General features: G+C 65.3%; 20 protein-coding genes, 1 tRNA gene, 1 other RNA gene and 1 pseudogene. 9 read left to right on the top strand and 14 right to left on the bottom strand.

Annotation, left to right across the window (positions count from 1 at the left end; genetic code table 11):
• Positions 1–52 precede the first annotated feature (52 nt).
• From fabF to M3O59_RS05540, 8 genes are all read right to left on the bottom strand, one after another.
• Complete coding sequence (fabF, locus tag M3O59_RS05575) at positions 53–1288, bottom strand: beta-ketoacyl-ACP synthase II (protein WP_064631605.1); 1236 nt, start codon at positions 1286–1288, stop codon at positions 53–55.
• A gap of 140 nt (positions 1289–1428) precedes the next feature.
• Positions 1429–1668 (bottom strand): acyl carrier protein, encoded by a 240-nt coding sequence (acpP, locus tag M3O59_RS05570; protein WP_010368407.1) that lies wholly within the window; start codon positions 1666–1668, stop codon positions 1429–1431.
• 155 nt (positions 1669–1823) lie between these two features.
• Positions 1824–2567, bottom strand: a complete 744-nt coding sequence (gene fabG / locus M3O59_RS05565; protein ID WP_064631607.1) for a 3-oxoacyl-ACP reductase FabG — start codon at positions 2565–2567, stop codon at positions 1824–1826.
• An 82-nt stretch (positions 2568–2649) separates the two neighbouring features.
• Positions 2650–3594 (bottom strand): ACP S-malonyltransferase, encoded by a 945-nt coding sequence (fabD, locus tag M3O59_RS05560; protein WP_249046072.1) that lies wholly within the window; start codon positions 3592–3594, stop codon positions 2650–2652.
• 229 nt (positions 3595–3823) lie between these two features.
• Positions 3824–3898, bottom strand: a non-coding RNA gene (locus M3O59_RS05555) — sX9 sRNA.
• A 60-nt stretch (positions 3899–3958) separates the two neighbouring features.
• Positions 3959–4936 carry a beta-ketoacyl-ACP synthase III gene (locus M3O59_RS05550; RefSeq protein WP_116906602.1) on the bottom strand — a complete coding sequence of 326 codons (978 nt, stop codon included), beginning with the start codon at positions 4934–4936 and terminating at the stop codon, positions 3959–3961.
• Between the two features lie 90 nt (positions 4937–5026).
• Complete coding sequence (gene rpmF / locus M3O59_RS05545) at positions 5027–5221, bottom strand: 50S ribosomal protein L32 (protein WP_010368401.1); 195 nt, start codon at positions 5219–5221, stop codon at positions 5027–5029.
• A gap of 97 nt (positions 5222–5318) precedes the next feature.
• Positions 5319–5828 carry a YceD family protein gene (locus tag M3O59_RS05540; protein WP_116906601.1) on the bottom strand — a complete coding sequence of 170 codons (510 nt, stop codon included), beginning with the start codon at positions 5826–5828 and terminating at the stop codon, positions 5319–5321.
• Between the two features lie 126 nt (positions 5829–5954).
• Here M3O59_RS05540 and M3O59_RS05535 point away from each other — a divergent pair, with 126 nt between their 5' ends.
• The gene (locus tag M3O59_RS05535) at positions 5955–6530 is read left to right on the top strand and encodes a Maf family protein (protein ID WP_116906600.1); all 576 of its coding nucleotides are present in this window, start codon (positions 5955–5957) and stop codon (positions 6528–6530) included.
• 461 nt (positions 6531–6991) lie between these two features.
• Here M3O59_RS05535 and M3O59_RS05530 read toward each other — a convergent pair.
• Together M3O59_RS05530 and M3O59_RS05525 are read right to left on the bottom strand one after the other, a co-directional pair.
• Positions 6992–7786 (bottom strand): annotated as a pseudogene (locus M3O59_RS05530) (glycosyltransferase family 2 protein); the annotation flags it as partial.
• A complete protein-coding gene (locus M3O59_RS05525) occupies positions 7783–9636 on the bottom strand; it encodes a glycosyltransferase family 39 protein (protein ID WP_147308555.1) in 1854 nt (617 codons plus the stop codon). The gene M3O59_RS05525 and the pseudogene M3O59_RS05530, both read right to left, overlap by 4 nt.
• A gap of 37 nt (positions 9637–9673) precedes the next feature.
• Between M3O59_RS05525 and M3O59_RS05520 the strand changes: the two genes are divergently transcribed.
• Genes M3O59_RS05520 through M3O59_RS05505 form a run of 4 tightly spaced genes read left to right on the top strand, consistent with a single transcriptional unit; the run spans position 9674 to position 14064 of the window.
• Positions 9674–10627 (top strand): AAA family ATPase, encoded by a 954-nt coding sequence (locus tag M3O59_RS05520; protein ID WP_064631617.1) that lies wholly within the window; start codon positions 9674–9676, stop codon positions 10625–10627.
• Between the two features lie 5 nt (positions 10628–10632).
• A complete protein-coding gene (locus M3O59_RS05515) occupies positions 10633–11589 on the top strand; it encodes a DUF58 domain-containing protein (protein ID WP_116906598.1) in 957 nt (318 codons plus the stop codon).
• Positions 11582–13534 (top strand): transglutaminase TgpA family protein, encoded by a 1953-nt coding sequence (locus M3O59_RS05510; RefSeq protein WP_116906597.1) that lies wholly within the window; start codon positions 11582–11584, stop codon positions 13532–13534. The genes M3O59_RS05515 and M3O59_RS05510 overlap by 8 nt, the downstream gene beginning before the upstream one ends.
• Positions 13531–14064 (top strand): Slp family lipoprotein, encoded by a 534-nt coding sequence (locus M3O59_RS05505; protein WP_064631623.1) that lies wholly within the window; start codon positions 13531–13533, stop codon positions 14062–14064. The genes M3O59_RS05510 and M3O59_RS05505 overlap by 4 nt, the downstream gene beginning before the upstream one ends.
• Before the next feature lie 244 nt (positions 14065–14308).
• On the opposite strand, the gene M3O59_RS05500 is transcribed toward M3O59_RS05505, so the two are convergent.
• The 4 genes from M3O59_RS05500 to dnaX form a co-directional block, all read right to left on the bottom strand.
• A complete protein-coding gene (locus M3O59_RS05500; RefSeq protein WP_064631625.1) occupies positions 14309–14659 on the bottom strand; it encodes a histidine triad nucleotide-binding protein in 351 nt (116 codons plus the stop codon).
• 100 nt (positions 14660–14759) lie between these two features.
• Positions 14760–15353 (bottom strand): recombination mediator RecR, encoded by a 594-nt coding sequence (recR, locus tag M3O59_RS05495; RefSeq protein WP_116906596.1) that lies wholly within the window; start codon positions 15351–15353, stop codon positions 14760–14762.
• A gap of 100 nt (positions 15354–15453) precedes the next feature.
• Positions 15454–15774 carry a YbaB/EbfC family nucleoid-associated protein gene (locus M3O59_RS05490; protein ID WP_116906595.1) on the bottom strand — a complete coding sequence of 107 codons (321 nt, stop codon included), beginning with the start codon at positions 15772–15774 and terminating at the stop codon, positions 15454–15456.
• 6 nt (positions 15775–15780) lie between these two features.
• Complete coding sequence (gene dnaX / locus M3O59_RS05485; RefSeq protein WP_116906594.1) at positions 15781–17862, bottom strand: DNA polymerase III subunit gamma/tau; 2082 nt, start codon at positions 17860–17862, stop codon at positions 15781–15783.
• 135 nt (positions 17863–17997) lie between these two features.
• Between dnaX and M3O59_RS05480 the strand changes: the two genes are divergently transcribed.
• The 4 genes from M3O59_RS05480 (at position 17998) to M3O59_RS05465 (ending at position 21543) form a co-directional block, all read left to right on the top strand.
• Positions 17998–18090, top strand: a tRNA-Ser gene (locus M3O59_RS05480).
• A gap of 85 nt (positions 18091–18175) precedes the next feature.
• Positions 18176–19690, top strand: coding sequence for a site-specific integrase (locus M3O59_RS05475; RefSeq protein ID WP_147308556.1), 1515 nt, complete (start codon positions 18176–18178; stop codon positions 19688–19690).
• 181 nt (positions 19691–19871) lie between these two features.
• Complete coding sequence (locus tag M3O59_RS05470) at positions 19872–20612, top strand: hypothetical protein (RefSeq protein WP_065466149.1); 741 nt, start codon at positions 19872–19874, stop codon at positions 20610–20612.
• Between the two features lie 589 nt (positions 20613–21201).
• Positions 21202–21543 (top strand): hypothetical protein, encoded by a 342-nt coding sequence (locus M3O59_RS05465; protein ID WP_103093317.1) that lies wholly within the window; start codon positions 21202–21204, stop codon positions 21541–21543.
• Positions 21544–21587: the final 44 nt, after the last annotated feature.

The raw sequence follows: 21587 nt of genomic DNA, 5'->3' as shown, positions 1-21587 counted from the left end.
GCAGCTGAGGCACATTGCACACCGTTTTCTGCGAAGAAAACGGCGCATCGACTCAGACGCGCTTGAACACCAGCGTGCCGTTGGTGCCGCCGAAACCGAAGCCGTTGGACATCACCGCGTCCACCTGCACCTCGCGCGCCACGTTCGGCACGTAATCCAGGTCGCAGCCTTCGCTGGGTTCTTCCAGGTTGATGGTCGGCGGAATGATGCCGGTGTGCAGCGCCATCACCGAGAAGATCGCTTCCACACCGCCGGCCGCGCCAAGCAGATGACCTGTCATCGACTTGGTCGAGCTGACCATGGTCTTGTAGGCGTGGTCGCCCAGCGCGCGCTTCATCGCCAGCGTTTCGGCCAGATCGCCCAGCGGCGTGGAGGTGCCGTGCGCGTTGAGGTAACCGATCTGCTCGGGATTGAGCTTGGCATCGCGCATCGCTGCAACCATGCTGCGCGCCGCGCCTTCGCCGTCTTCGCTGGGGGCGGTCATGTGGAAGGCATCGGAACTGGCGCCGAAGCCGACCAGCTCGGCATAGATGCGCGCACCACGCGCCTTGGCGTGTTCGTACTCTTCCAGCACCAGCACGCCGGCGCCATCGCCCAGCACGAAACCATCGCGCTGCTTGTCCCAGGGACGCGATGCAGCGGTGGGGTCGTCGTTACGGGTGGACATTGCCTTCATCGCGCAGAAGCCGCCCACCGAACTCGGCGAGGAGCCGCGCTCGGCGCCGCCGGCCAGCATCGCGTCGGCATCGCCGTACTGGATCATCCGCATCGCGGTACCGATCGAATGGTTGGAGGTGGCGCACGCGGACACGGCCGAGAACGTCGGGCCCTTCAGGCCTTTGATCAGGCTGACCTGGCCCGGCAGCATATTGATGATGGTGCTGGGCACATAGAACGGCGAAATCTTGCGCGCGCCGCCCTCGTGGAATTTGATGGTCTGCTCTTCGATACCGAGCAGCCCGCCGATGCCGGAGCCGAGAATGGCACCGATGCGTTCGGCATTGCTTTCGTCGATTTCCAGCCCGGAATCGTCCAGCGCCATGAACGAGGCGCCGACACCGTAGTGGATGAACGAATCCATCTTCTTGACGTCCTTGGCGGACACAAAAAGCGTGGGGTCGAAATTCTTGATTTCACCGGCGATCTTGGTGGTGAACTGCGAGGCATCGATCTGCGTGATCGGGCCAATGCCGGAGCGCCCGTGGATGATTCCATCCCAGCTGCTGGCCAGATCATTGCCCAGCGGCGACACCATGCCCATGCCGGTAACGACAACACGACGACTCATTGCAGATCTCCTCACCACGGAACGAACGGTGCTTGCGGTTTGCGGGTGACGCGTAAAAACACAGGGCCGCATCAGCGGCCCCATGGAATGTCTGACGCGGCAGCGGCTTGACGCGCGCCGCCACGATCAGGGACAACGCATCAGCTCTTGACGTGAGACTTGACGTAGTCGATCGCCTGCTGCACCGAGGTGATCTTCTCGGCCTCTTCGTCCGGGATCTCGCACTCGAACTCTTCTTCCAGCGCCATCACCAGCTCGACGGTGTCCAGCGAGTCGGCACCCAGGTCATCGACGAACGATGCGCTGGTGGTGACTTCCTCTTCCTTGACGCCGAGTTGTTCGACGACGATTTTCTTGACGCGTTCTTCGATGGTGCTCATTGGGGATATCGCTCCAGATGGAGTAGTGGTGGTACAAAAAAACGCCATCGCCGCTGCGATGGCCGCGTTGGATAGTGTAGTGGAAGCGCCCGAGCCTTGCATTGCATCACAAGTCCCGGCCGATCAACCACTTAGCGCCTCCCGGCGCCGCACGCTCACGGCATGTACATGCCGCCGTTGACGTGCAGGGTCTCGCCGGTGATGTAGCGTGCGGTCGGGCCAGCCAGGAATGCCACCGCATTGGCGATGTCTTCCGGGACGCCCAGATGCCCCAGCGCGATCTGCTGCAGCAAGGCGGTCTTGGCCTCGTCCGGCAGCGCCTTGGTCATGTCGGTGTCGATGAAACCGGGCGCCACCACATTCACGGTGACTCCGCGCGAGCCGATTTCCTTGGCCAGCGACTTGGAGAACGCAATGATGCCGGCCTTGGCCGCGGCGTAGTTGGTCTGGCCCGGATTACCGGTCACCCCGACCACCGAGGCGATATTGACGATACGGCCCTTGCGCGCCTTCATCATGCCGCGCATCACCGCCTTGGAGGTGCGGAACACGCTGGTCAGGTTGGTGTCGATGATGGCCTGCCAGTCGTCGTCCTTCATCCGCATCAACAGATTGTCGCGGGTGATGCCGGCGTTGTTGACCAGGATCGAAATCGCGCCGAACTCCTTGCCGATCGCATCGATCAGGCCATCGACCGCTGCCGCATCGGTGACGTTGAGTTCGCGACCATGCCCGCCGTGGGCGGCCAGGCGCTCGCCGATTGCCGTAGCGCCGGAGGCCGACGTGGCAGTGCCGATAACGGTGGCGCCCTGGGCAGCCAGCGTGTCGGCAATGGCCGCGCCGATCCCGCGGCTGGCACCGGTGACGAGGGCGATTTCTCCCTGCAGAAGCTTGCTCATGAATGCTGTTCCTCGAAGGGGGACGTCGCAACCGGGGCTGCGAACGTCGAGGGGTGCCGGCATGACCGGCAACGGCGTTGGATCAGTGCGCCCACGCGTCGAGCGCACCGGCATAGTCGGAAGGCATTGCCAGCGGGCGCGCATCCAGGCTCTTGTCGATACGCTTGATCAGCCCGCTCAGCACCTTGCCCGGGCCGCACTCGGCAACCCGCGTGATGCCCTGGGAGGCCAGCGCCTGCACGCACCCGGTCCATTGCACCGGCAGATACAGCTGCTCGGCCAGCGCCTGGCGGATTGCGGCGCTGCCCTCGTGCACACGCGCATCGACGTTCTGCACCACCGGAATCTGCGGCGTCTGCCAGCTCAGCCCGGCCATTGCTTCGGCCAGCTGATTGGCGGCATCGCGCATCAGCGGGGTGTGCGAGGGCACGCTCACTGCCAGCTTGACCGCCTTGCGCACGCCGCGCTCGGCCAGCAATGCCAGCGCGCGGTCCACTGCGGCGGCATCGCCACCGATCACGATCTGACCGGGCGAATTGAAATTGGCCGGCACCACCACCTGGCTGGCTGCCGCTTCGGCGCAGACCTCCAGCACCATGGCGTCTTCGGCGCCCAGCACCGCCGCCATCGCGCCAACGCCCGCCGGCGCGGCGGCCTGCATGAACTGGCCGCGCAGCCGCACCAGGTGCGCGCCATCGTGCAGCGACAAGGCCCCAGAGGCGACCAGGGCGGTGTATTCGCCCAGGCTGTGACCGGCCAGCAGCGCCGGGCGCTGCCCGCGCTGGGCAGTCCACAAACGCCACACCGCCACACCTGCGGCGAGCAAGGCCGGCTGGGTGTATTCGGTGCGGTTGAGCATTTCTTCCGGGCCGCTCTGGGACAGCGCCCACAAGTCGACGCCAGCGCCTTCGGAGGCTTCGGCAAACGTTTCGCGGATCTGCGGATGCAATTCGGACAGTTCGGCCAGCATGCCCAAGGACTGCGAGCCCTGGCCGGGAAACACGAAGGCGAGAGTGGATTCGGTCACGCGTTGCTGCCTGCAAAAATCGAGCCGGGATCATACGTGCGAAATCGCCCTGGCGTCTGTACTGCCGCGTATGCAGGGGCCGTCGGGGCGGGGCCCGAAGTCGCAAAACCGCGCGCCGGTTCGGTCCGGATCGGGCATGCAATCGCATCCGCCACGCAGGTGCGCGGCAGTCCGGATCGATATCGAAAGCACCGCCGGCGAACGCGGCAGCGCCTGGGACCTCAGTAGCCACCAACAAACGTAGCGAGCGAGGTCAGGTGGGTGTGGAGGGCAGCGAAGAAACCGGAGTGTACGAGTTGTACATGCCCCACCGAGCACCGGCCGCGCCCGCCTGGCGGCAGCGCAGCAGTATTGTTAGCTACCCTCAGTAGCGCAGCAGCGCCGAGCCCCAGGTAAATCCACCACCGAAGGCCTCCAGCAGCAGCAATTGGCCACGCTGCACGCGGCCCGAGCGCACCGCCTCATCCAGCGCCAGCGGCACCGAGGCCGACGAGGTGTTGCCGTGGCGATCCACGGTGACGACCACCTGCTCCATCGGCAGGTCCAGCCGCTTGGCGGTGGCCTCGATGATGCGCAGGTTGGCCTGATGCGGGATCAGCCAATCCAGGTCGTGCTTGTCGTAGCCGTTGGCGGCCAGGGTCTCATCGACCACCGAATCCAGCGCCTTGACCGCGTACTTGAACACGTCGTTGCCCTTCATCAGCAACGCGCCGCCGCCATTCTTGCCTTCGCCAAAGCCGACCGACACACCCACCGGGTCCCACAGCAGCTCTTTCTTGCTGCCATCGGCATGCAGGTGGGTGCTGAGGATGCCGGTTTCTTCGTCGGCCTTGAGGATTACCGCGCCGGCCCCGTCGCCGAACAGCACGCAGGTGGTGCGGTCGGTCCAGTCGACGATACGGGTCAGCGTCTCTGCGCCAACCACCAGCACGGTCTTGGCGTCGCCACTGCGCACGAACTTGTCGGCCACGCTGAGGGCGTAGACAAAGCCCGAGCAGGCGGCGTTGACGTCCATCGCACCGCAACCGACGTTGCCCAGCCGCGCCTGCAGCAGGCAGGCCGTGGACGGGAAGATCAGGTCCGGGGTGGTGGTGCCGATGACGATCAGGTCGATCTCGTCGGCGGTGACGCCGGCCGCCTTCATCGCCTTGAGCGAGGCGAAATACGCCAGATCGCTGGTGGTCTGGTCGTCGGCGACGATGTGGCGCTCTCGGATACCAGTGCGCGAGAAGATCCATTCATCGCTGGTGTCGACGATCTTGGACATGTCGTCGTTGGTCAACACCTTTTCGGGCAAATAGCTACCCGTGCCCGCGATTCTGGAATAGATCCGCTTGCTCATACTGTTTCCTGTTGCAAGAGCCGCGGTGACCGGCGGCTCCGGAAGAAGCGAGGGTCGCCCGGCCGCGTCGAGCGCGGCGGGCGCCACGAATCAATCTTCTTGGACGGCCGACGACTTGGTCGTGATCACCTTCTTGCCGCGGTAGTAACCGTCAGCGGTGATGTGGTGGCGCAGATGGATCTCGCCGCTGGTCGGGTCGGTCGACAACTGCTTGGCGGTGAGGGCATCGTGCGAACGACGCTGGCCGCGACGGGACGGGGTGACACGGGATTTCTGCACAGCCATGGGGTTGCTCCAACTTTAGTTCGATAACTTGTCTGTTGAGTCGAACAGCACGCTCTAAGCCCGCGTCGACCTGTCTTACCGCCCTTAACAGCGGCGGTTACTGTTTCTTCAACGCTGCCAGCGCCGCGAACGGGCTGGCCTTGTCTTGCTCTTCCTGGGTCGGAACCCATTCGGCATCGATCGCTTCGCTACCCGGCGCCATCGGCACCACTGGTACCGAGAGCACCAGTTCGTCTTCGACCATGTCTACGGCCCGCAGCATGCCATCTTCCGGAACCAGCAACGCTTCGTACTCGGCCGGCAATGCGGCTTCGTCGGCTTCGTCACGGATCAAACCAAGACGCTGTCTGATTTGCACCGGATACAGAAAACGCTGCAGGCTGCGCTGGCAGGCCAGCGGAAGCTCGACATCGATGCTGAGTTCGACATAGGCGACCTTGAGCAGATCGTCCTGGTCGAACTGGAGCGAATAGACGCATTCACCCTCGGCATCGACAAGGCTTCCTTGCAGACGGGTCATCGCAGAGAGCGGGATGCGGCCATCGAAGCGCCTGCGCGCTGCGACCATCCGCCAAGCATCCAGCATTTCGGGTACGTTCGCGGACATAAGCCGCAGAATGTTAAAGACCCGCAGTGGCCCTGTCAAATGGCCCCATTCATGGGGCCTCACTCATGCAATTGCCGTGCGGCGCACAGGGCGGCAGACTCCCCTGCCCGCCCCCAGCAGCACGCCATGATGCCACGCCTGATTCTTGCCTCCACGTCCGCCTATCGGCGCGAACTGCTTGGCCGCCTGCGCCTGGCGTTCGACACTGCCCGGCCCGAGGTCGACGAGCAGGCGCAGCGGGGCGAGACCCCGAGCGTATTGGCAGGCCGTCTGGCCGCCGAAAAGGCTGCCGCGGTGGCGGCCCGCTTCCCCGAGGCCTGGGTGATCGGCTCGGATCAGGTCGCCGACCTGGACGGCCAGGCACTGGGCAAGCCCGGCACCCTGGACCAGGCACGTGCGCAGCTCACCGCCATGTCAGGCCGGACCGTGCGCTTCCACACCGCTGTCAGCCTGCTAGGCCCGGAGCGCGCCCTGCACGCGCTGGATCTGACCGAGGTGCACGTGCGCGCATTGACGGCCGCCGAGATCGAGCGCTACCTGGACGCCGAACCGGCGCTGGATTGCGCCGGCAGCTTCAAATGCGAAGGCCTGGGCATCAGCCTGTTCGATGCGATCCACTCCAAGGACCCTACGGCCCTGGTCGGGCTGCCGCTGATCGCGCTGGCGGGGTTACTGCGCCAAGCGGGGTTTCAACTGCCCTGAGCTATCGCCTGGCCTCATGATCGAGCCTGCAGAACTGGTAGGGATACTCCCCCTGCCCGATTTGCGAGGAAAGCCTGCGACAACGTGCCGGATCCAGCTTCACCCCATACGCAAGCAGCTGCTGTTGCGCCTGCTCCAATAGGCGGTGATCGGCAGCCACGACTTCCCTCGCCTTGTGCTCGGGAACGCGCAACTGACACAGTCCGGGCCGGGATGCATCGAGTTCGGCACGCAATCCATGCGCCGTCAGCCAGCGCAATTGGGGGCATTCCGGTCCAGCACTCCATCCCAGACGCCGCGCCCACCGATTCATCCGTTCCACGCGGGGGCTCTGCTTGTCCTGGGTCGCATCCCATAACGCATACAGCTGGGGCCGCTCGGCCACCAGCGCGCGCACGCGGGCGCGATAGGCATCCGACTCGGCAAGGTTGCTGGCCACACCGACATAACGTGCCGCTGGTGTACGTCTCGAACAACGGAATCGCCAGCACCACCGACAGCTTGGCGCTGAGCACGAAGCCCACCGAAAAGAACAACAACGGCCGCTCGGCCTTGAACAACTTTGCGATCGTGGTGAGGATGCGCCAGCCATCGCGCCAGGTGTTCAACTTGCTTTGCGAGCCTTCCGGACGCACGCCATAGGCGGTTTCGACTTCGGCCACCGGCATGCGCAGCTGCAAGGCATGCACGGCCAGCTCGGTTTCGGTCTCGAAGCCATGCGCGTGGGCGGCGAAGGATTTGACGTAGCGCCGCGAGAACACCCGGTAGCCGGACAGCATGTCGTCGAAACTGCGGCCGAACAGCAAGCCCGCGCAGCGCGTCAGCAGCACGTTGCCCAACCGATGGCCGGGGCGATAGGCGGCCTGCTGTTGATCGCGCCGTGCACCGACCACCATGTCCAGGCGCTCGTCGATCAGCTTGCGCACCAACGCCGGCGCGGCAGTGGCATCGTAGGTGGCGTCGCCATCGACCAGCACATAGATGTCGGCCTCCACATCGGCAAATCCGCGCCGCACCACATTGCCCTTGCCCTGCAATGCCACGCGACACACCTGCGCACCCGCAGCTGCGGCGATCGCTGCGGTGGCATCGCTGGAGTTGTTGTCCAGCACGTGGATCACTGCGCCCGGCAAAGCGGCAGCGAAGTCGCCGATCACATCGGCAACGGTCGCCGCTTCGTTATGGCACGGCACCAGCACGGCGATTCGAATCCCGGACGGATGTGCGGGACGTGCAACAGGCAAGGCATCGGTCATTGCATGATCTGAGGTGCTGAAACGGTGACGGGTTGTTCCCACCAATCTTCCGCGCTGCCATCGTGGCCGTGCAGGCGCAATCCCAACCAATGCGTGCCGGGCGGCAGCGCGTGCGTGTCGAGGGTGGCGGTGAAGCCGACATTGGGGTGCTGCGGGTCGGTGGAAATCTTCCAGTACGGGCGTACGTCCATCGGGCTGCCGTAGTCGGCTTGCGCGATCGGGCGACCATCCAGCAGCAGCTCCACATGCGATAGCCCGACGCCGTCCTTGAAGGCCCAGCCGCGCACCTGCACCTTGCCGGAGACGGCAACACCCGGCAGCGGCGTGTCGATCCAGGCCATCGCCGGGGTGACACACGGCCCGGGCGCGCGTTGCGCCGGCAGTGCGAACAGCAAAAAGCGCTGATACCCGTGATCGGTGGATACTACCGTGGGCGGCGGCAATGGCCCGACCATGTCGCAGATGGCGTGATAGCGCTTGAGCAGGTCGCGATAACGCTGGTCACTGGGCGACAGCACCAACAGGCGCGGCCCGGTGCCCGTACCGTCGCTGAGCAACCCCCACTGCTGCAGCTGCGCGCTGCGCCCGTGCCTGTCGTTCAAGTCGGCGCGCAGCACTTCGATCTTGGCCTCGTGCAACTGGAAGCCGAGCTCGGCGCCGACCTTGAAGTTCTCTGCCAGCACGCGCGTGCCCGGCGGCATCAGTGCCAGCTGACGTTTAACCGCACGTGCCAGGTCGTTCCAGCCGGCAAAATTACGCGGGTAATATTTTTCGCCGGCGGCATGCGCGCGGATCGACGGGACCGACACCGCCAGGTAGTAGCCATACGCGCCAAGCGTGCCAAGCAGCGCAATCAGCCACGCCGCGCGGCGCAGTGGAAGCGGCCAGCGCATCAGGATCACCGGCACCGCCACCAGCAGTGCCAGATACCCCGGCAACGGCCAGTGGAAGCTGATCCGCTCGGCATCGCTGAAGAAGCCCAGCACGAAGATCGCTACGGTCGAAATGCCGCCCAGCAGGCCGAAATAGCGCCATTGCGCACGCGAACCGCCGCCGGCCCGCGTGCCGGCCAGGCCCACCTTGAGCATTGCCCAGGCCAGCAACGGCGTCACCAGTACCGCCTGGATCAGCAGAAACCACAGACCGGTGATCTGAAAGCGCCACGGGTGCCGGTCGACCAACTGAAAGCGCAGGCCGGCTTCGTCATGGTCGGTGTTCCAGAACAGCAGCGGCAGCCAGCTCACCGCGCCCACGGTCAGCGCCATCCAGATGCGCGGGTCGCGCATCACCGCGCGCCCTTGCGGAATGCACAGCAGCGCGATGCAGCCCACGCCGATCACCCCGACAAAGCGGTAGTGGCTGAGCGCGCCGATGACAAGGCCAATCGCGAGCTCCAGCGCACTGGTGGCATCGACCTCGCGCAGCAAACGCGCGCCGGCGTCCATGCACAGCACCGCTGCCAGGGCCATCGGCACGTCGGGCACGGCCAGGATGCCGAGCGTGGCCGACAGCGGCATCAGCAAGGTCAGGCTGCCGGCCTGCCAGCCCAGCGTGGAGCCGAACCAGCGCGTGGCGATGTGCGCAACCAGCCACGGCAGCAGTGCGGCGATGGCCAGAAACGGCAGCCGCAAGGCCAGCAGATGATGCCCGCCCAGCTCCACGCCCAGCCGCGCCAGCCAGGCGGTCATGCCCGGCAGATCCGAATAGGCCGCCGCCAGGTGCTGGCCTTCCTGCCAGTAAAACGCCTCGTCCACGAACAGCGGCAAGCGTGCCGCGATCAATAGCTTGACGGCCGTGGCCAGTGTCCACAGGATCACGAAGGTGCGATGTGCCCGTTGGTCCCCCTGCATTGCCCTGTGCACTCTTCTTTCCACCTACGGAATTGTGATGTCGACACCGCTGCGTTCCACGGAAATGCTAACCGATGCGCTGCGCCAATCGCTGCGGCGCGCGCAAGACCAGGTCAATTCGCTGCTGCTGGGCAAGGCGCAGGAAGTGCGGCTGGCGTTCGTGGCGCTGCTGTCCGGTGGACATCTGTTGATCGAGGACCTGCCCGGCCTGGGCAAGACCACCCTCGCCCATGCGATGGCCTCCAGCCTGGGGCTGGGCTTCCAGCGCGTGCAGTTCACCTCCGACCTGCTGCCGGCCGATGTGCTGGGCGTGTCGGTGTACGACGCCGCCTCGCGCCAGTTTCAGTTTCATCCCGGTCCGGTGTTCACCAACGTGCTGCTGGCCGATGAGATCAATCGCGCGCCGCCACGCACGCAAAGCTCGCTGCTGGAGGCCATGGCCGAACAACAGGTGACACTGGACGGCGTGACGCATGCGTTGCCGGAACCATTCTTCGTGATCGCCACGCAGAACCCGGTCGATCTGTCCGGCACCTTCCCGCTGCCGGATTCGCAGCTGGACCGCTTCCTGCTGCGGCTGAGCCTGGGCTACCCCAGCGCCGATGCCGAGCGCGCGCTGCTGTCCGGGGTGGATCGGCGCGAGCTGATCGCCCAGGCCGCCCCGCAACTCAGCGACGCCGATGTGGTGGCGTTGCGTGCGGTGGTCAACCAGATCCATACCAGCGATGCGCTGATCGGTTACGTGCAGGCTTTGCTGCTGCGCAGCCGCCAGCATGCCGGAGTGCGCGTGGGCCTGTCGCCGCGTGCCGGCATTGCGCTGCTGCGTGCGGCCAAGGCCTACGCGCTGCTGCTCGGGCGCGAGCATGTGCTGCCGGAAGACGTGCAGGCACTGTTCGTGGCGGTGGCCGGGCACCGGCTGGTGCCGGAAGCCGAATCCTCGTCCGGGCCGGCACTGGCCAAGGCGCTGCTGCACAGCGTGCCGGTGGACTGACCCAGGTGCGTGCGCACGTGCGCGGCATCGGCCGCCGACTCAGCCTGCTGGCGCGCCCGCGGGGCGCGGAAGGCCTGCCGATCGTGCTGGATCGCCGGCGTATCTATGTGCTGCCGACCCGCTTCGGGTTGTTCGTCACTGCGCTGCTGCTTGCGATGCTGCTGGGCGCGCTGAACTACAACAACAACCCGGCGCTGCTGCTCGCGCTGCTGCTGGCCACCGCCGGCATCGCCAGCAGCATCATGGCGCACCTGCAACTGTCGGCGCTGCGTATCGAAGCGGTCTCGGCCGAGCCGGTGCTAGCCGGCGAACCGCTGCGCATGCGGGTGTCGTTGGCACGCCGCGATACCCGCGTGCGACGCGGTTTGCGCCTGGATCATCTGGAGAGCAGCGGGTTCTGTTCGCTGATCGAGCACGACATGGCCGACGTCGACCTGCTGGTGCCGACCGAGCGCCGCGGCTGGCAGGACATCGAACGCATCCGCCTGTCCAGCACCCAACCGTTGGGGCTGGTGCGCGCCTGGTCGTGGGTATGGCCGGAAACGCCATTACTGGCCTATCCCAAACCCGAAGAACAGGGGCCGTTGCTGCCGGAGGGCACAGGTTCGCCCAACCAGACCCGCCTGCACGCACAAGGCGAAGAACTGCATCAGCTGCGCCCCTACCGCGCCGGCGATGCACCACGCACCATTTCCTGGAAGCATTCGGCGCGTCGCGACACCTTGCTGGTGCGCGAATACGAGCAGCCGCTGGGCATCGAAGTCACGCTGGACTGGCGCACGCTCAACGCCCTGCCGTACGAGCGCCGCATCGCGCGGCTGGCGCGCTGGGTCAACCTGGCCGAGCGCGACGGGCGCCGCTATCGCCTGCTGCTGCCGGGCCAGCCGCCCCTGGGCCCCGCGCAAGGGCCTTCGCACCATCACCTGTGTCTGCGCGCCCTGGCCCTGCTTCCTCATGACTGAGCCACCCCTCCCGATCAGCCAGGCCAGCCGCGGCTGGGTGCTGGCCACCAGCTGGCTGGCATTGACGCCGCTGCTGCTGCAACTGCCCGGCCTGCTTGCCGCCACCGTGGCCGTGGCCGCGGTGCTGGTCGGTGTGCTGAGCTGGCGCGGCACCTTGATGGCGCCGGTGCGGCTATTGCTGGTGATCGCGATGCTGGCGGCGGTGTACTGGCAGATCGGCATGCGCTTCGGCCGCGACACCGGCTGCGCGGTGCTGGCATCGATGCTGGCGATCAAGGCGTCCGAGCTGCGCACCTTGCGCGATGCGCGCAGCCTGCTCGGCTTTGCGTTGTTCGCGCCGTTTGCAGCGTTTCTGCTCGACCAGGGGCCGGCCACCATGGGCCTGGCGCTGCTGGCGGTGGTGAGCGCCTTGCTGAGCATGCAGCGGCTGGCCGACGAAGAGCACCGCACCGCCACGCCGGCCTTGCGCCTGCAATTGCGCGGCATCGGCAAGCTGGTCGCCATCGGCGTGCCGCTGGCCCTGACCACGTTCTGGCTGCTGCCGCGCCTGAGTTCACCGCTGTGGGGCGTGCCCGAACGCGCGCTGTCGCGTCCCGGGCTGTCGGACAACATGTCGCCTGGCGAATGGATCGACCTGATGGCCGACGACAGCCCGGCGCTGCGCGTGCAGTTCACCGGCAAGGCGCCTCCGCCGCAGCAACGCTACTGGCGCGGGCCGGTGATGTGGGATTTCGACGGCCGCACCTGGCAGCGCGCGCGCTGGACCGGCCGCGGCCAGCCCGCCTCGGTCACGGCCGGGCCACAGACCTATCGCTATCGCCTGGATTACGAGCCCACCGATCGCCGCCAACTGGTGTCGCTGGATCTGCCCACCCAAGCGGTGGCCAACGCCGAGTTGTCGCCCGATTACGAGCTGTTCGCGCAGCGCCCATTGAGCGCGTTGACGCGTTGGGAGCTGCAATCGGCGCCACCCACCCGCTTCGATACCAACCTGCCCGATCAGTTGCGCGAACGCGCGCTTGCCCTGCCGCCCGGCTTCAACCCGCGCACGCTCACGTTGGCACGGCAATGGCGTGCGGAGGCCGGCAACAACGACGATGCCGTGGTGCAGCGCGCGCTGGAGTGGATCACCCGCGAATTCGCCTACACGCTGGACACGCCGCTGCTCGGCCGCAACAGCGTCGACGAATTCCTGTTCCAGCAGAAGGCCGGTTTCTGCGAACACTTCAGCTCCTCGTTCGTGGTGCTGATGCGCGCGGCCGGCATCCCGGCACGCGTGGTCACCGGCTATGCCGGCGGCTCCTACAACGGGCTGGGCAACTACTGGGTGGTGCGGCGCATGGATGCGCATGCCTGGGCCGAGGTCTGGCTGCCCAGGCGTGGCTGGGTGCGCGTGGATCCCACCGCCGCAGTGGCGCCGGAGCGCATTTACGACACCCTGGAAGATCGCCTGCAAACCGGTGGCGGCAACAACTTCGCCCAGCTCGGCACCTGGGCCGGCCTGGCCCAGGTCGGCGACTGGCTCCGTCGCGGCTGGAACGACATGGTGCTGTCCTTCGATGCCGACCGCCAGCAACGGCTGCTGCAACCATTCGGCATCGATCGGCTGGACACCTCCCAGCTGGCGGCGATCTTCGGCCTGTTCGCGATCAGTGCGTTGGCCTGGATGGGCTGGCTGCTGGCGCGCGGCGAAGGTGAGCGCGACCCGCTGTTGCGCGCCTGGCACCGGCTGAGCCGCCGCTACCGCAAGCTCGGCCTTGCCCGCGAGCCGCATGAACCGGCCATCGCCTGGGCGCAACGTGTCGCCCGCTCACACCCGAATACGGCATTGTTGGCGCTCAGCCAACGTTTCGCTGCCGCGCGATACGCTGGCGCTGATTCGGACAGCGCCACTCTCTTGAAAGACTTGCTGCAGCATCGCCCGCGAACCGGAGCTTCCTCATGAGTACCCGTTTTCTTGTTCCTCTTATCGCTGTGCTCGGGCTCGCAGCCTGTGCCACCGCGCCCAAGCCGCTGCAGGGCCAGTTCCCCACGGTCAGTCCGAGCGATTCCACCGCCAGCGCCCAGGTCGGCACCTCCGTGCGCTGGGGTGGCAAGATCATCCAGACCACACCTAGCCAGGGCCAGACCTGCTTCGAGCTGATCTCGCGCCCACTCAATGCCAGTGGGCGCCCGGACCGTAACGCCGTGGACGCCAGCGACGGCCGCTTCCTGGCCTGCCGCTCGGGCTTCTACGATCCGGCGGTGTTCGAGCCAGGCCGCGAAGTCACCTTCATCGGCAAGATCGAAGGCTACGAAACCACCAAGATCGGCGAGTACGACTACAAGCTGCCCAAGGTGAATGCCGACGTGGTCTACCTGTGGCCAGTCGTGCGCGACGTGGACGTGGTGCCAGCCTATCCGTACGGCCCGTGGGGCGACCCGTGGGGCCCGCGCTGGGGCGGTGGTTGGGGCTGGGGCCGCGGCTGGTGGTAATGCGCCGCTGATCCATGCGTTATCCCGCAAAAACGCCGCTCGCAGGGAGCGGCGTTTTTGTTTGCGCGTCGGCAGTTGCAGCTAGAGCATGGCGCCATTGGAGTGCGCAGTACGCATGAGTGCCTGACACCGTGCGTCGTCGCCAGGTCACGGCAAAGCTGGCGATTGGCCATGCGCAAGCGTCACCTGCCCGGGCCGCCAGAGCGCCGGTTCGGTCACGCCGGTGGCAGAGCGAGCAACTCCATCACGGCGTGCCGAACCGACCCAACGGCGCACCGGCCAGCAGATGCAGATGGAGATGGAACACGGTCTGGCCAGCATGCTCGCGGCAATTCATCACGATGCGGTAGCCGTCCTGCGCCAGTCCCTGCGCGCGCGCGTAGGCTGCCGCCGCAATGGCCAGCTTGCCGACCAGCAGCGCCTGCTCCGGCGGCACATCGTCCAGGGTGGGAATGGCGTGCTGCTTGGGAATGAAGAGCACATGCACCGGCGCCTGCGGCGCGATGTCTTCGAAGCCCAGCACCTCGTCGTCTTCATAAACGATGGTGGCCGGGATTTCGCGACGAATGATTTTGCCGAAGATGGTGTCGGTCATAGACGGGATTGGGGAGTTGGGATTCGGGATTGGCCAAAGCTTACCGCGCGCGCCGACCAGCTTTTGCGAATCCCCAATCCCGACTCCCCAATCCCAGCCCTCAAAGCACCTCACTGCGGGTGCCGAAGGCGTGCGACAGGGTGCCGCGGTCCACATATTCAAGTTCGCCGCCCAGCGGCATGCCCTGCGCGAGCCGGCTCGGGCGCACCGCATACTGGCGGGCAAGCTGCGCCAGGTAATGGGCGGTCGCCTCGCCTTCCACGGTGGCGTTGGTGGCGATGATCATTTCGGTCACTTCCCCAGCAGCCAGGCGCTCACCGAGCCGGTCCAGCCCCAGCTCGCGCGGGCCGATGCCATCCAGCGGCGACAGGCGCCCCTGCAGGATGAAATACAGGCCGCGGTAGCCGGTGGCATGCTCGATCGCCAGACGATCGGCCGGCGACTCGACCACGCACAGCTGCTGTCGGTCGCGGCTACTGCTGGCGCAGATGGTGCAGATTTCCGACTCGGTGAAATCGCGGCATTGCACGCAATGCCCGACCTTTTCCACCGCATTGGCCAGCGTCGTGGCCAGGCGCCGCCCACCCTCGCGCTCGCGCTCGAGCACGTGATAGGCCATGCGCTGGGCAGACTTCTGGCCCACCCCGGGCAACACCCGGAAGGCCTCGATCAGTTGTTCGAGCAGAGTGGACATTGGGTGGCCGGGATTGGGAACTGGAGATTCGGGATTCGCAACTGCAGAAGCAAATCTCGCTTCCAGCGAATCCCCAATCCCGGCTCCCGAATCCCTTCGATCAGAACGGCAACTTCATGCCGGGCGGCAGCTGCATGCCGGCGGTGGCCGAGCCCATGCGGTCCTTGGATTCGGCGTCGATCTTGTTGGAGGCGTCGTTGAAGGCGGCGGCGATCAGGTCTTCGGCCATCTCCGGGTCGGACAGGATGCTCGGGTCGATGCGCACCTTGCGGCATTCCTTGGCGCCGGTCAGTGTCACGCTGACCATGCCGCCGCCGGCGGTGCCGGTGACTTCCAGCTTGGCCAGTTCTTCCTGGGCGCGCTGCAGGTTTTCCTGCATCTTCTGCGCCTGCTGCATCAGTTGGGCGATGTTTCCACGCATGGGTCGTTACTCGTCGTAAGGGCGGATGGAATCGGGGACGACCCGCGCACCTTGCTGCTGGATCAGCTGCTGCACCGTCGGGTCGTTCATGAAGGCGGTTTCGGCCGCGCTCTGGCGCTCGCCTTTCTGGCGGTTGGCGCGTTCGTGCAAGGTCTCGACGTCGGCACTGCCGGTTTCGATCACGATGCGCGGGGTGTTTCCCAGCACCGGTGCCAGCGCCTGCGCAAGGTTGGCGATGGAGCGCTCGGAATTGAGGTATTCGAAGCCCGGCGCCAGTGCCAGCCGCAGTACGCCATCGCGATGGCCGATAAACGCAGCGTTGGCGGCAAGCTGTCGCGACGGGCCATTCAAACCGCTGCGCGTGACCAGCTCCAGCCATTGCTCGGCATCGGCGATGCGGCCGTCATCGAGCAAGGCCGATGTATCGGCCACCGAATCTGACACAGCCAGCGCCGTTGCCGATGGACTCACCACCACTTGCTCTACGAGCACAGGCGGCTCGACCGCCACGGCAGTCGAAGACGTCGCGGCCGAAGCCGACGTTGCAACCGCAGCGTCAGGCGCAACCGGCGGCGCGAGCTCGGCGGGTGCAGACGGCGGGGCCATGGTGGCTTCAGGCGCCAGCGCGGCCATCGTGTCGGACGCGGGCACTGCCTGCGTCCGCACCGGCGCATCGTCCACTGCCCACGGCGGCGTGTCGTCGTTGCGCGCACTGGCTGCAGAGGCGCGGTTGGCCGAAGAAGACGCCTGGGCAGGAAGCACGACAACCGGCGCCGGAGCGTCGGCCGCAGCCTGAGTCGCCGGAATCGCTGATGCCGGCGGGGACGCCTCCGCGACGGCAACCGGCAGCGATTCCGTCACCGTGGCAGGCGTAGACGCCATGCCGGGCGCTGCCGTTACCGGCGCCGCCACTGCCGAAGCGGCAGCCTGTCCGCCGGCAGCGGCCGAACGTGCGCCACCGGCTGCGGTGGCACCGCGCCCGTCGTCGGCGCCGCCAGCCGGCACCACCGCTGCGGGGCGGAAGGCCAGCATCCGCAGTACTGCCATTTCGAAACCGGCGCGCGGGCTGGGCGCCAGATACAGATCGCGGCGCCCGTTGAGCGCCATCTGGTACCACAGCTGCACCACTTCCGGGCGCAGCTGCGCGGCAAACGGGGTCGGGTCGATGCCGTCGCCGACGAACGCCACCGACGGCACCAGCTGCTGCACCTGCACGCGATGCAGCGCCTCGGCCAGGGCCTCCAGCACGCCGCTCCAATCGGGCGAGAATTCGGCCAGCGCGGCCACCACCTGCAGCAGGCGCGCGCCATCGCCATCGGCCAGCGATTGCAGCATCGCGCCGACCTGGGTGCGATCGACCGTCCCCAGCATGGTGCGCACCACATCCTCGCGCAGCGCGCCGCCGGCGTAGGCGATCGCCTGATCCAGCAGCGACAAACCATCGCGCAGCGAGCCATCGGCCGCCTTGGACAGCTGCACGATCGCCGACGGATCCGATTCGATCTGTTCGGCAGCCAGAATGCGCGTCATCTGGCCCTGGATCTGATCCTCATCCAGGCGCTTGAGGTTGAACTGCAGGCAGCGCGACAACACCGTCACCGGCAGCTTTTGCGGGTCGGTGGTGGCCAGCAGGAACTTCACATGCTCCGGCGGCTCTTCCAGCGTCTTCAGCAGCGCATTGAATGCCGCCTTGGACAGCATGTGCACTTCGTCGATCAGGTAGACCTTGAACTTGCCGCGCGAGGGCATGTACTGCGCGTTCTCGATCACCTCGCGCACATCGTCCACGCCGGTGTTGGACGCGGCATCGATCTCCAGCAGGTCGATGTAGCGGCCGGCATCGATGTCCAGACAGGCCGGGCACGTCCCACACGGATCGGCACTGGTACCGGTCTCGCAATTGAGCGATTTGGCGAAGATGCGCGCAATGGTGGTCTTGCCCACGCCGCGGGTGCCGGTGAACAGGAACGCGTGGTGCACGCGCCCACTGTCGAGCGCGTTACTGAGCGCGCGGACCACGTGTTCCTGGCCTACGAGCTCGGCAAAACGCTTCGGGCGCCACTTGCGGGCGAGAACGAGATAAGACATCGGGCAACCGGCTTTGTTTGAGCCGATATTGTGCCACGGCCCGTCTCACCGACTGCGGCTGGAAGATTCAGCTTGTGGTACGGGCCGGCGACCGCTAGAATTTGCGGCCCTGTTCGGCCACGGTCGTGCAGGTACGGAGAGGTGTCCGAGTGGTTGAAGGAGCACGCCTGGAAAGTGTGTAAGCGTCTAAACCGCGCTTCGGGGGTTCGAATCCCCCTCTCTCCGCCAGAATACGCAAACCCCTGAGAAATCAGGGGTTTTTTGTTAGCGTAAAAACTGGTTGCAGCTGCGCAAGTCGGAACACACGACACTTATGCGCATTCCTCATCATCTCGTTCGAGCTCCCTCCGGACTCTGGTCGTATCGGCAGCGTGTGCCGGTAGATTTGCAGCCCGTCGTGGGCCGCCAAACCTTCAAACGGACCCTCCACACTTATGACATGCGGGAGGCCAGACTGCGCGCGCTGACCCTTGCTGCCCGGTATGCTCAGGTCTTCACTGTGTTGAGGGACCGACGCATGCAAAGCCAAGACGACGATTTGGACGCGCTTCTGGCGCGCCTGACTGGCGCCCAACGCCCGCAGGAGCTGACCTTGAATCGGACGCGCTCGGCGGACGGGTCGATCACCGAGCAATGGCAGATTGACACCCCAGAGGACGTCACGCTCTACCAGCAACTCATGGCGCTCACGGCCCCGCAGCCGAGCGCGCTGGGGGAGCTGATTCGACAGCAAGTGCCGCCCCTCCCCACGCCAAGGCGGGTAACCAAATCCGCTCTCGCTCTCGAATCAATCACGCTGGGCAAGGCCCGAGACGCTTGGTTGAACAGCCTCAAAGCCAGCACCTTGCCCAAGACCTGGACCATCAAGCGGACCGCTGTCGAACTGCTGACCAGCTTCCTAGGTGAGAAGACCAAGCTGCACACGGTCACCCGCTCAGACCTGGCCCGGTGGTATCAGGACATGCGCGACAAAGGTGCCTCCACTCCGACGCTAACCAACAAGCAGAGCTACATCGGCGGCAAGGGCGGGTTCTTCGAGTGGGCCCAAGCGTCCGGCCACTACCCCCGGGGCGACAACCCCGCGTCCGGGCACGTGAGCTACTCCACCCGCGAGAAGCGGGCCCGGCGGAAGTTCGGGTTTAAAGCTTACGACGCCCACCAGGTCCAGGCCTTGTTCGCGCCGGCCGCCTTCGAAGCATTGCCCTTGGCAGCGCGATGGGCCTCCCTCCTAGGGCTGTTTACCGGCGCCCGCGCCTCGGAGGTCGGCCAACTTCTGACCGCCGACGTGGTCGAGGACGGCGGCATCCCTTGCATCCAGATTTCGGATGAGGGAGAGCATCAGAAGGTCAAGACGGACGTGAGCTTGAGGACGGTGCCGGTCCACCCCGACCTGCTGGCCCTGGGCTTCCTGACCTGGGTCGAGCAGGCGCGGGCCGAGGGTCAGGAACGCTTGTTCCCGGCGGCCAAGGCCGACGCCAAGAACGGCCAAGGCAACTGGATTTCCAAAGCCTTTAGTCGTCACCTGGCCGAGGTGGGCAAGAACTGGCCCACGGCCAAGCGCGGCTTCCACTCGCTGCGCAAAACCCTAATCCAAGAGTTGCAAGGCGCGGGCGTGGTGTCCGAGCTCCGCGCCCAGCTGGTTGGCCATGAGCTGGACGACGAGCACCACGTGACCTACAGCCGAGCCTTTACCCCCAAGGAGAAGCTGGACGGACTCCGGGGTGTGTCGCCGGGGCTAGCCGTGCTTGCTTATGGGCTAAATATATCGGCCCTTCGCGCTCTGATGGCCCCGCAGTCCAGCTCCTCAAAGCAACGAAAGGCTGGTTGATGAGCATTGCTCCGCACGAGGCACGTGTGGCCATTCTTCTGGACTGCAATATCGTCAACCCGAAGATCATGGGGCGCACCCTTCTCATGGGCGCATAGATCGGCCGCATGGTCGTATAAACTCAGGCCAACTTAGAGACTATCCGAGCTCGAGCTGGCTTCGGGTTCGCAGGACTAAACCAATGGACCGGGACACGACGTTCAAAGATCACCACCTCTGGGAGCTGCAGCGTCGAGACGCCCTGAATAATAGCCTTTCGCTTCCCGTAGGCATCCTAACTGTTGTGGCTGGCGGTGCCCTTACGATGGCAAGGTCGGTAGACATCGAACATCCAGCGTCCAAGCTCGGCCTTTCTATTGCCCTGGCTGTAACGGCAGTGCTGCTGCTCTGCAATCTGTTCTGCCTTGCCAAGTCCCTAGTCCGTTACAAATACTCCCATGCCCCGGACATGCTTGAATGGCTGGGCGACCGTGAGCATTTCGAGCATGAGTATAGGGAGAAGTGGCGGGGGCTTGGCATCACAAAATCAAGAGCCGAACAGGAGGCGCGGCGCGAGTTCTACTACCATCTTGACCAGACCTACGCGAAATCCGCGTCGAATAACTCAATCCAAAATAAGAAGAAGGCCGAGTGGATCGCGCTTGGGCACAGATTCCTTATCGCCAGCGTTGGCTCCCTCATGCTCGCTGGAGTATTTTTCAGCCTTTCCCCAACAAAGCCGGCGGATGACGTCGCACCAAAATCGCTAAAGGACGCTAAGAAAGTGATTACCCCCAGCAAACCTGAGAAGCCCGCCAATAGCCCTGCATCGTTGCCATCTACGACAGCCAAGGACATCAAACGCCCACCAGTCCGAGACCCGATGGTCATCAATGAGAAATTTCCGCAGAAGGATCACGATTTTGGACTTGATGATCTATGAGCAATAAGCCTCCCAGCCAACCGCCGCCGCCGAAGCCAGCACCTCAGCAGCGACCGGCTACGCAGCAGACCCAGATTGTCCGGCCACCAACAAGGGAACCAATCCATGTGTTCGATAGCGTGCCACCAGGGATGAAGAAGGGGCGCCCTTGAAAGGCACCTCTGGGTTCTTTTGAGGGGTAACTTACGGAGCCGAATTCGGCTTACGAGGAAGCCCGAGCCTGGAGACGCGCCGAGCAAAACAAAAGCCCCATTCCACTGCCCAAACGGCATCCAAGATTCTTGGTCGAAGCCATGACCCTGCTGACCACGCAACGGGAGGAGGCCGGCGGCTGGTTGGTATCGCGAACAAACCGGAGCTCACCGACCCGGCTGAACTGCTTCCCTTGCTCTGCCTAAGTTGCGTGCCTGCCCCCCTGCGCTAAAGACGAGAAGCCAGGTCGAATTCGCAACACCTCTAGTCGTCAAATGACATAGCAGCTATCGAATTTTTGCCCGTATTCAATTTTGTGAAGCAAGGCTCGAAGCGAGCTCTTGCGCAAATGGCGATTCTTGGTTGGATGAGGACTTCCCCACACGCAGGAGTTTTCATGACCACCCATCCCCAACAACTCGAAATTGCCGGCCACTTGCTCGCCGGGCTGATGAGTCAAACGCTCTCTGACGAGCCGCTGGTGCGCCAACGGAATGTTTGCAATGCCTGGGCGTCCGCCGGCGAACTGATTGTCTACAGCCAGAAGAAGCCGCCAGGTGGGAGCGCCGCCGCCCAATCCTTGGAGCATGCCCCTCCCCAGCCATCCCAGGCCGTGCGCACGCGGGAGGCCGTCATCGTTCGGGAGCTCCCATCGATAGACGAATGGCGCGCAGGCCGGACGCCCAAAGACACACAGCTGGATCCAGTGCGCAATAAAAAGCGCCCGACACTGCACTGATTCGCAAGGCGCAGCAAAGATTGAGCCCCGCATTGCGGGGCTTT

Origin of the sequence: Xanthomonas nasturtii (genome assembly GCF_023337365.3) — a bacterium.
Lineage (GTDB): Bacteria > Pseudomonadota > Gammaproteobacteria > Xanthomonadales > Xanthomonadaceae > Xanthomonas > Xanthomonas nasturtii.
The sequence above is the reverse complement of the archived record's forward strand: the minus strand, read 5'-3'. Positions and strand labels throughout refer to the sequence as shown.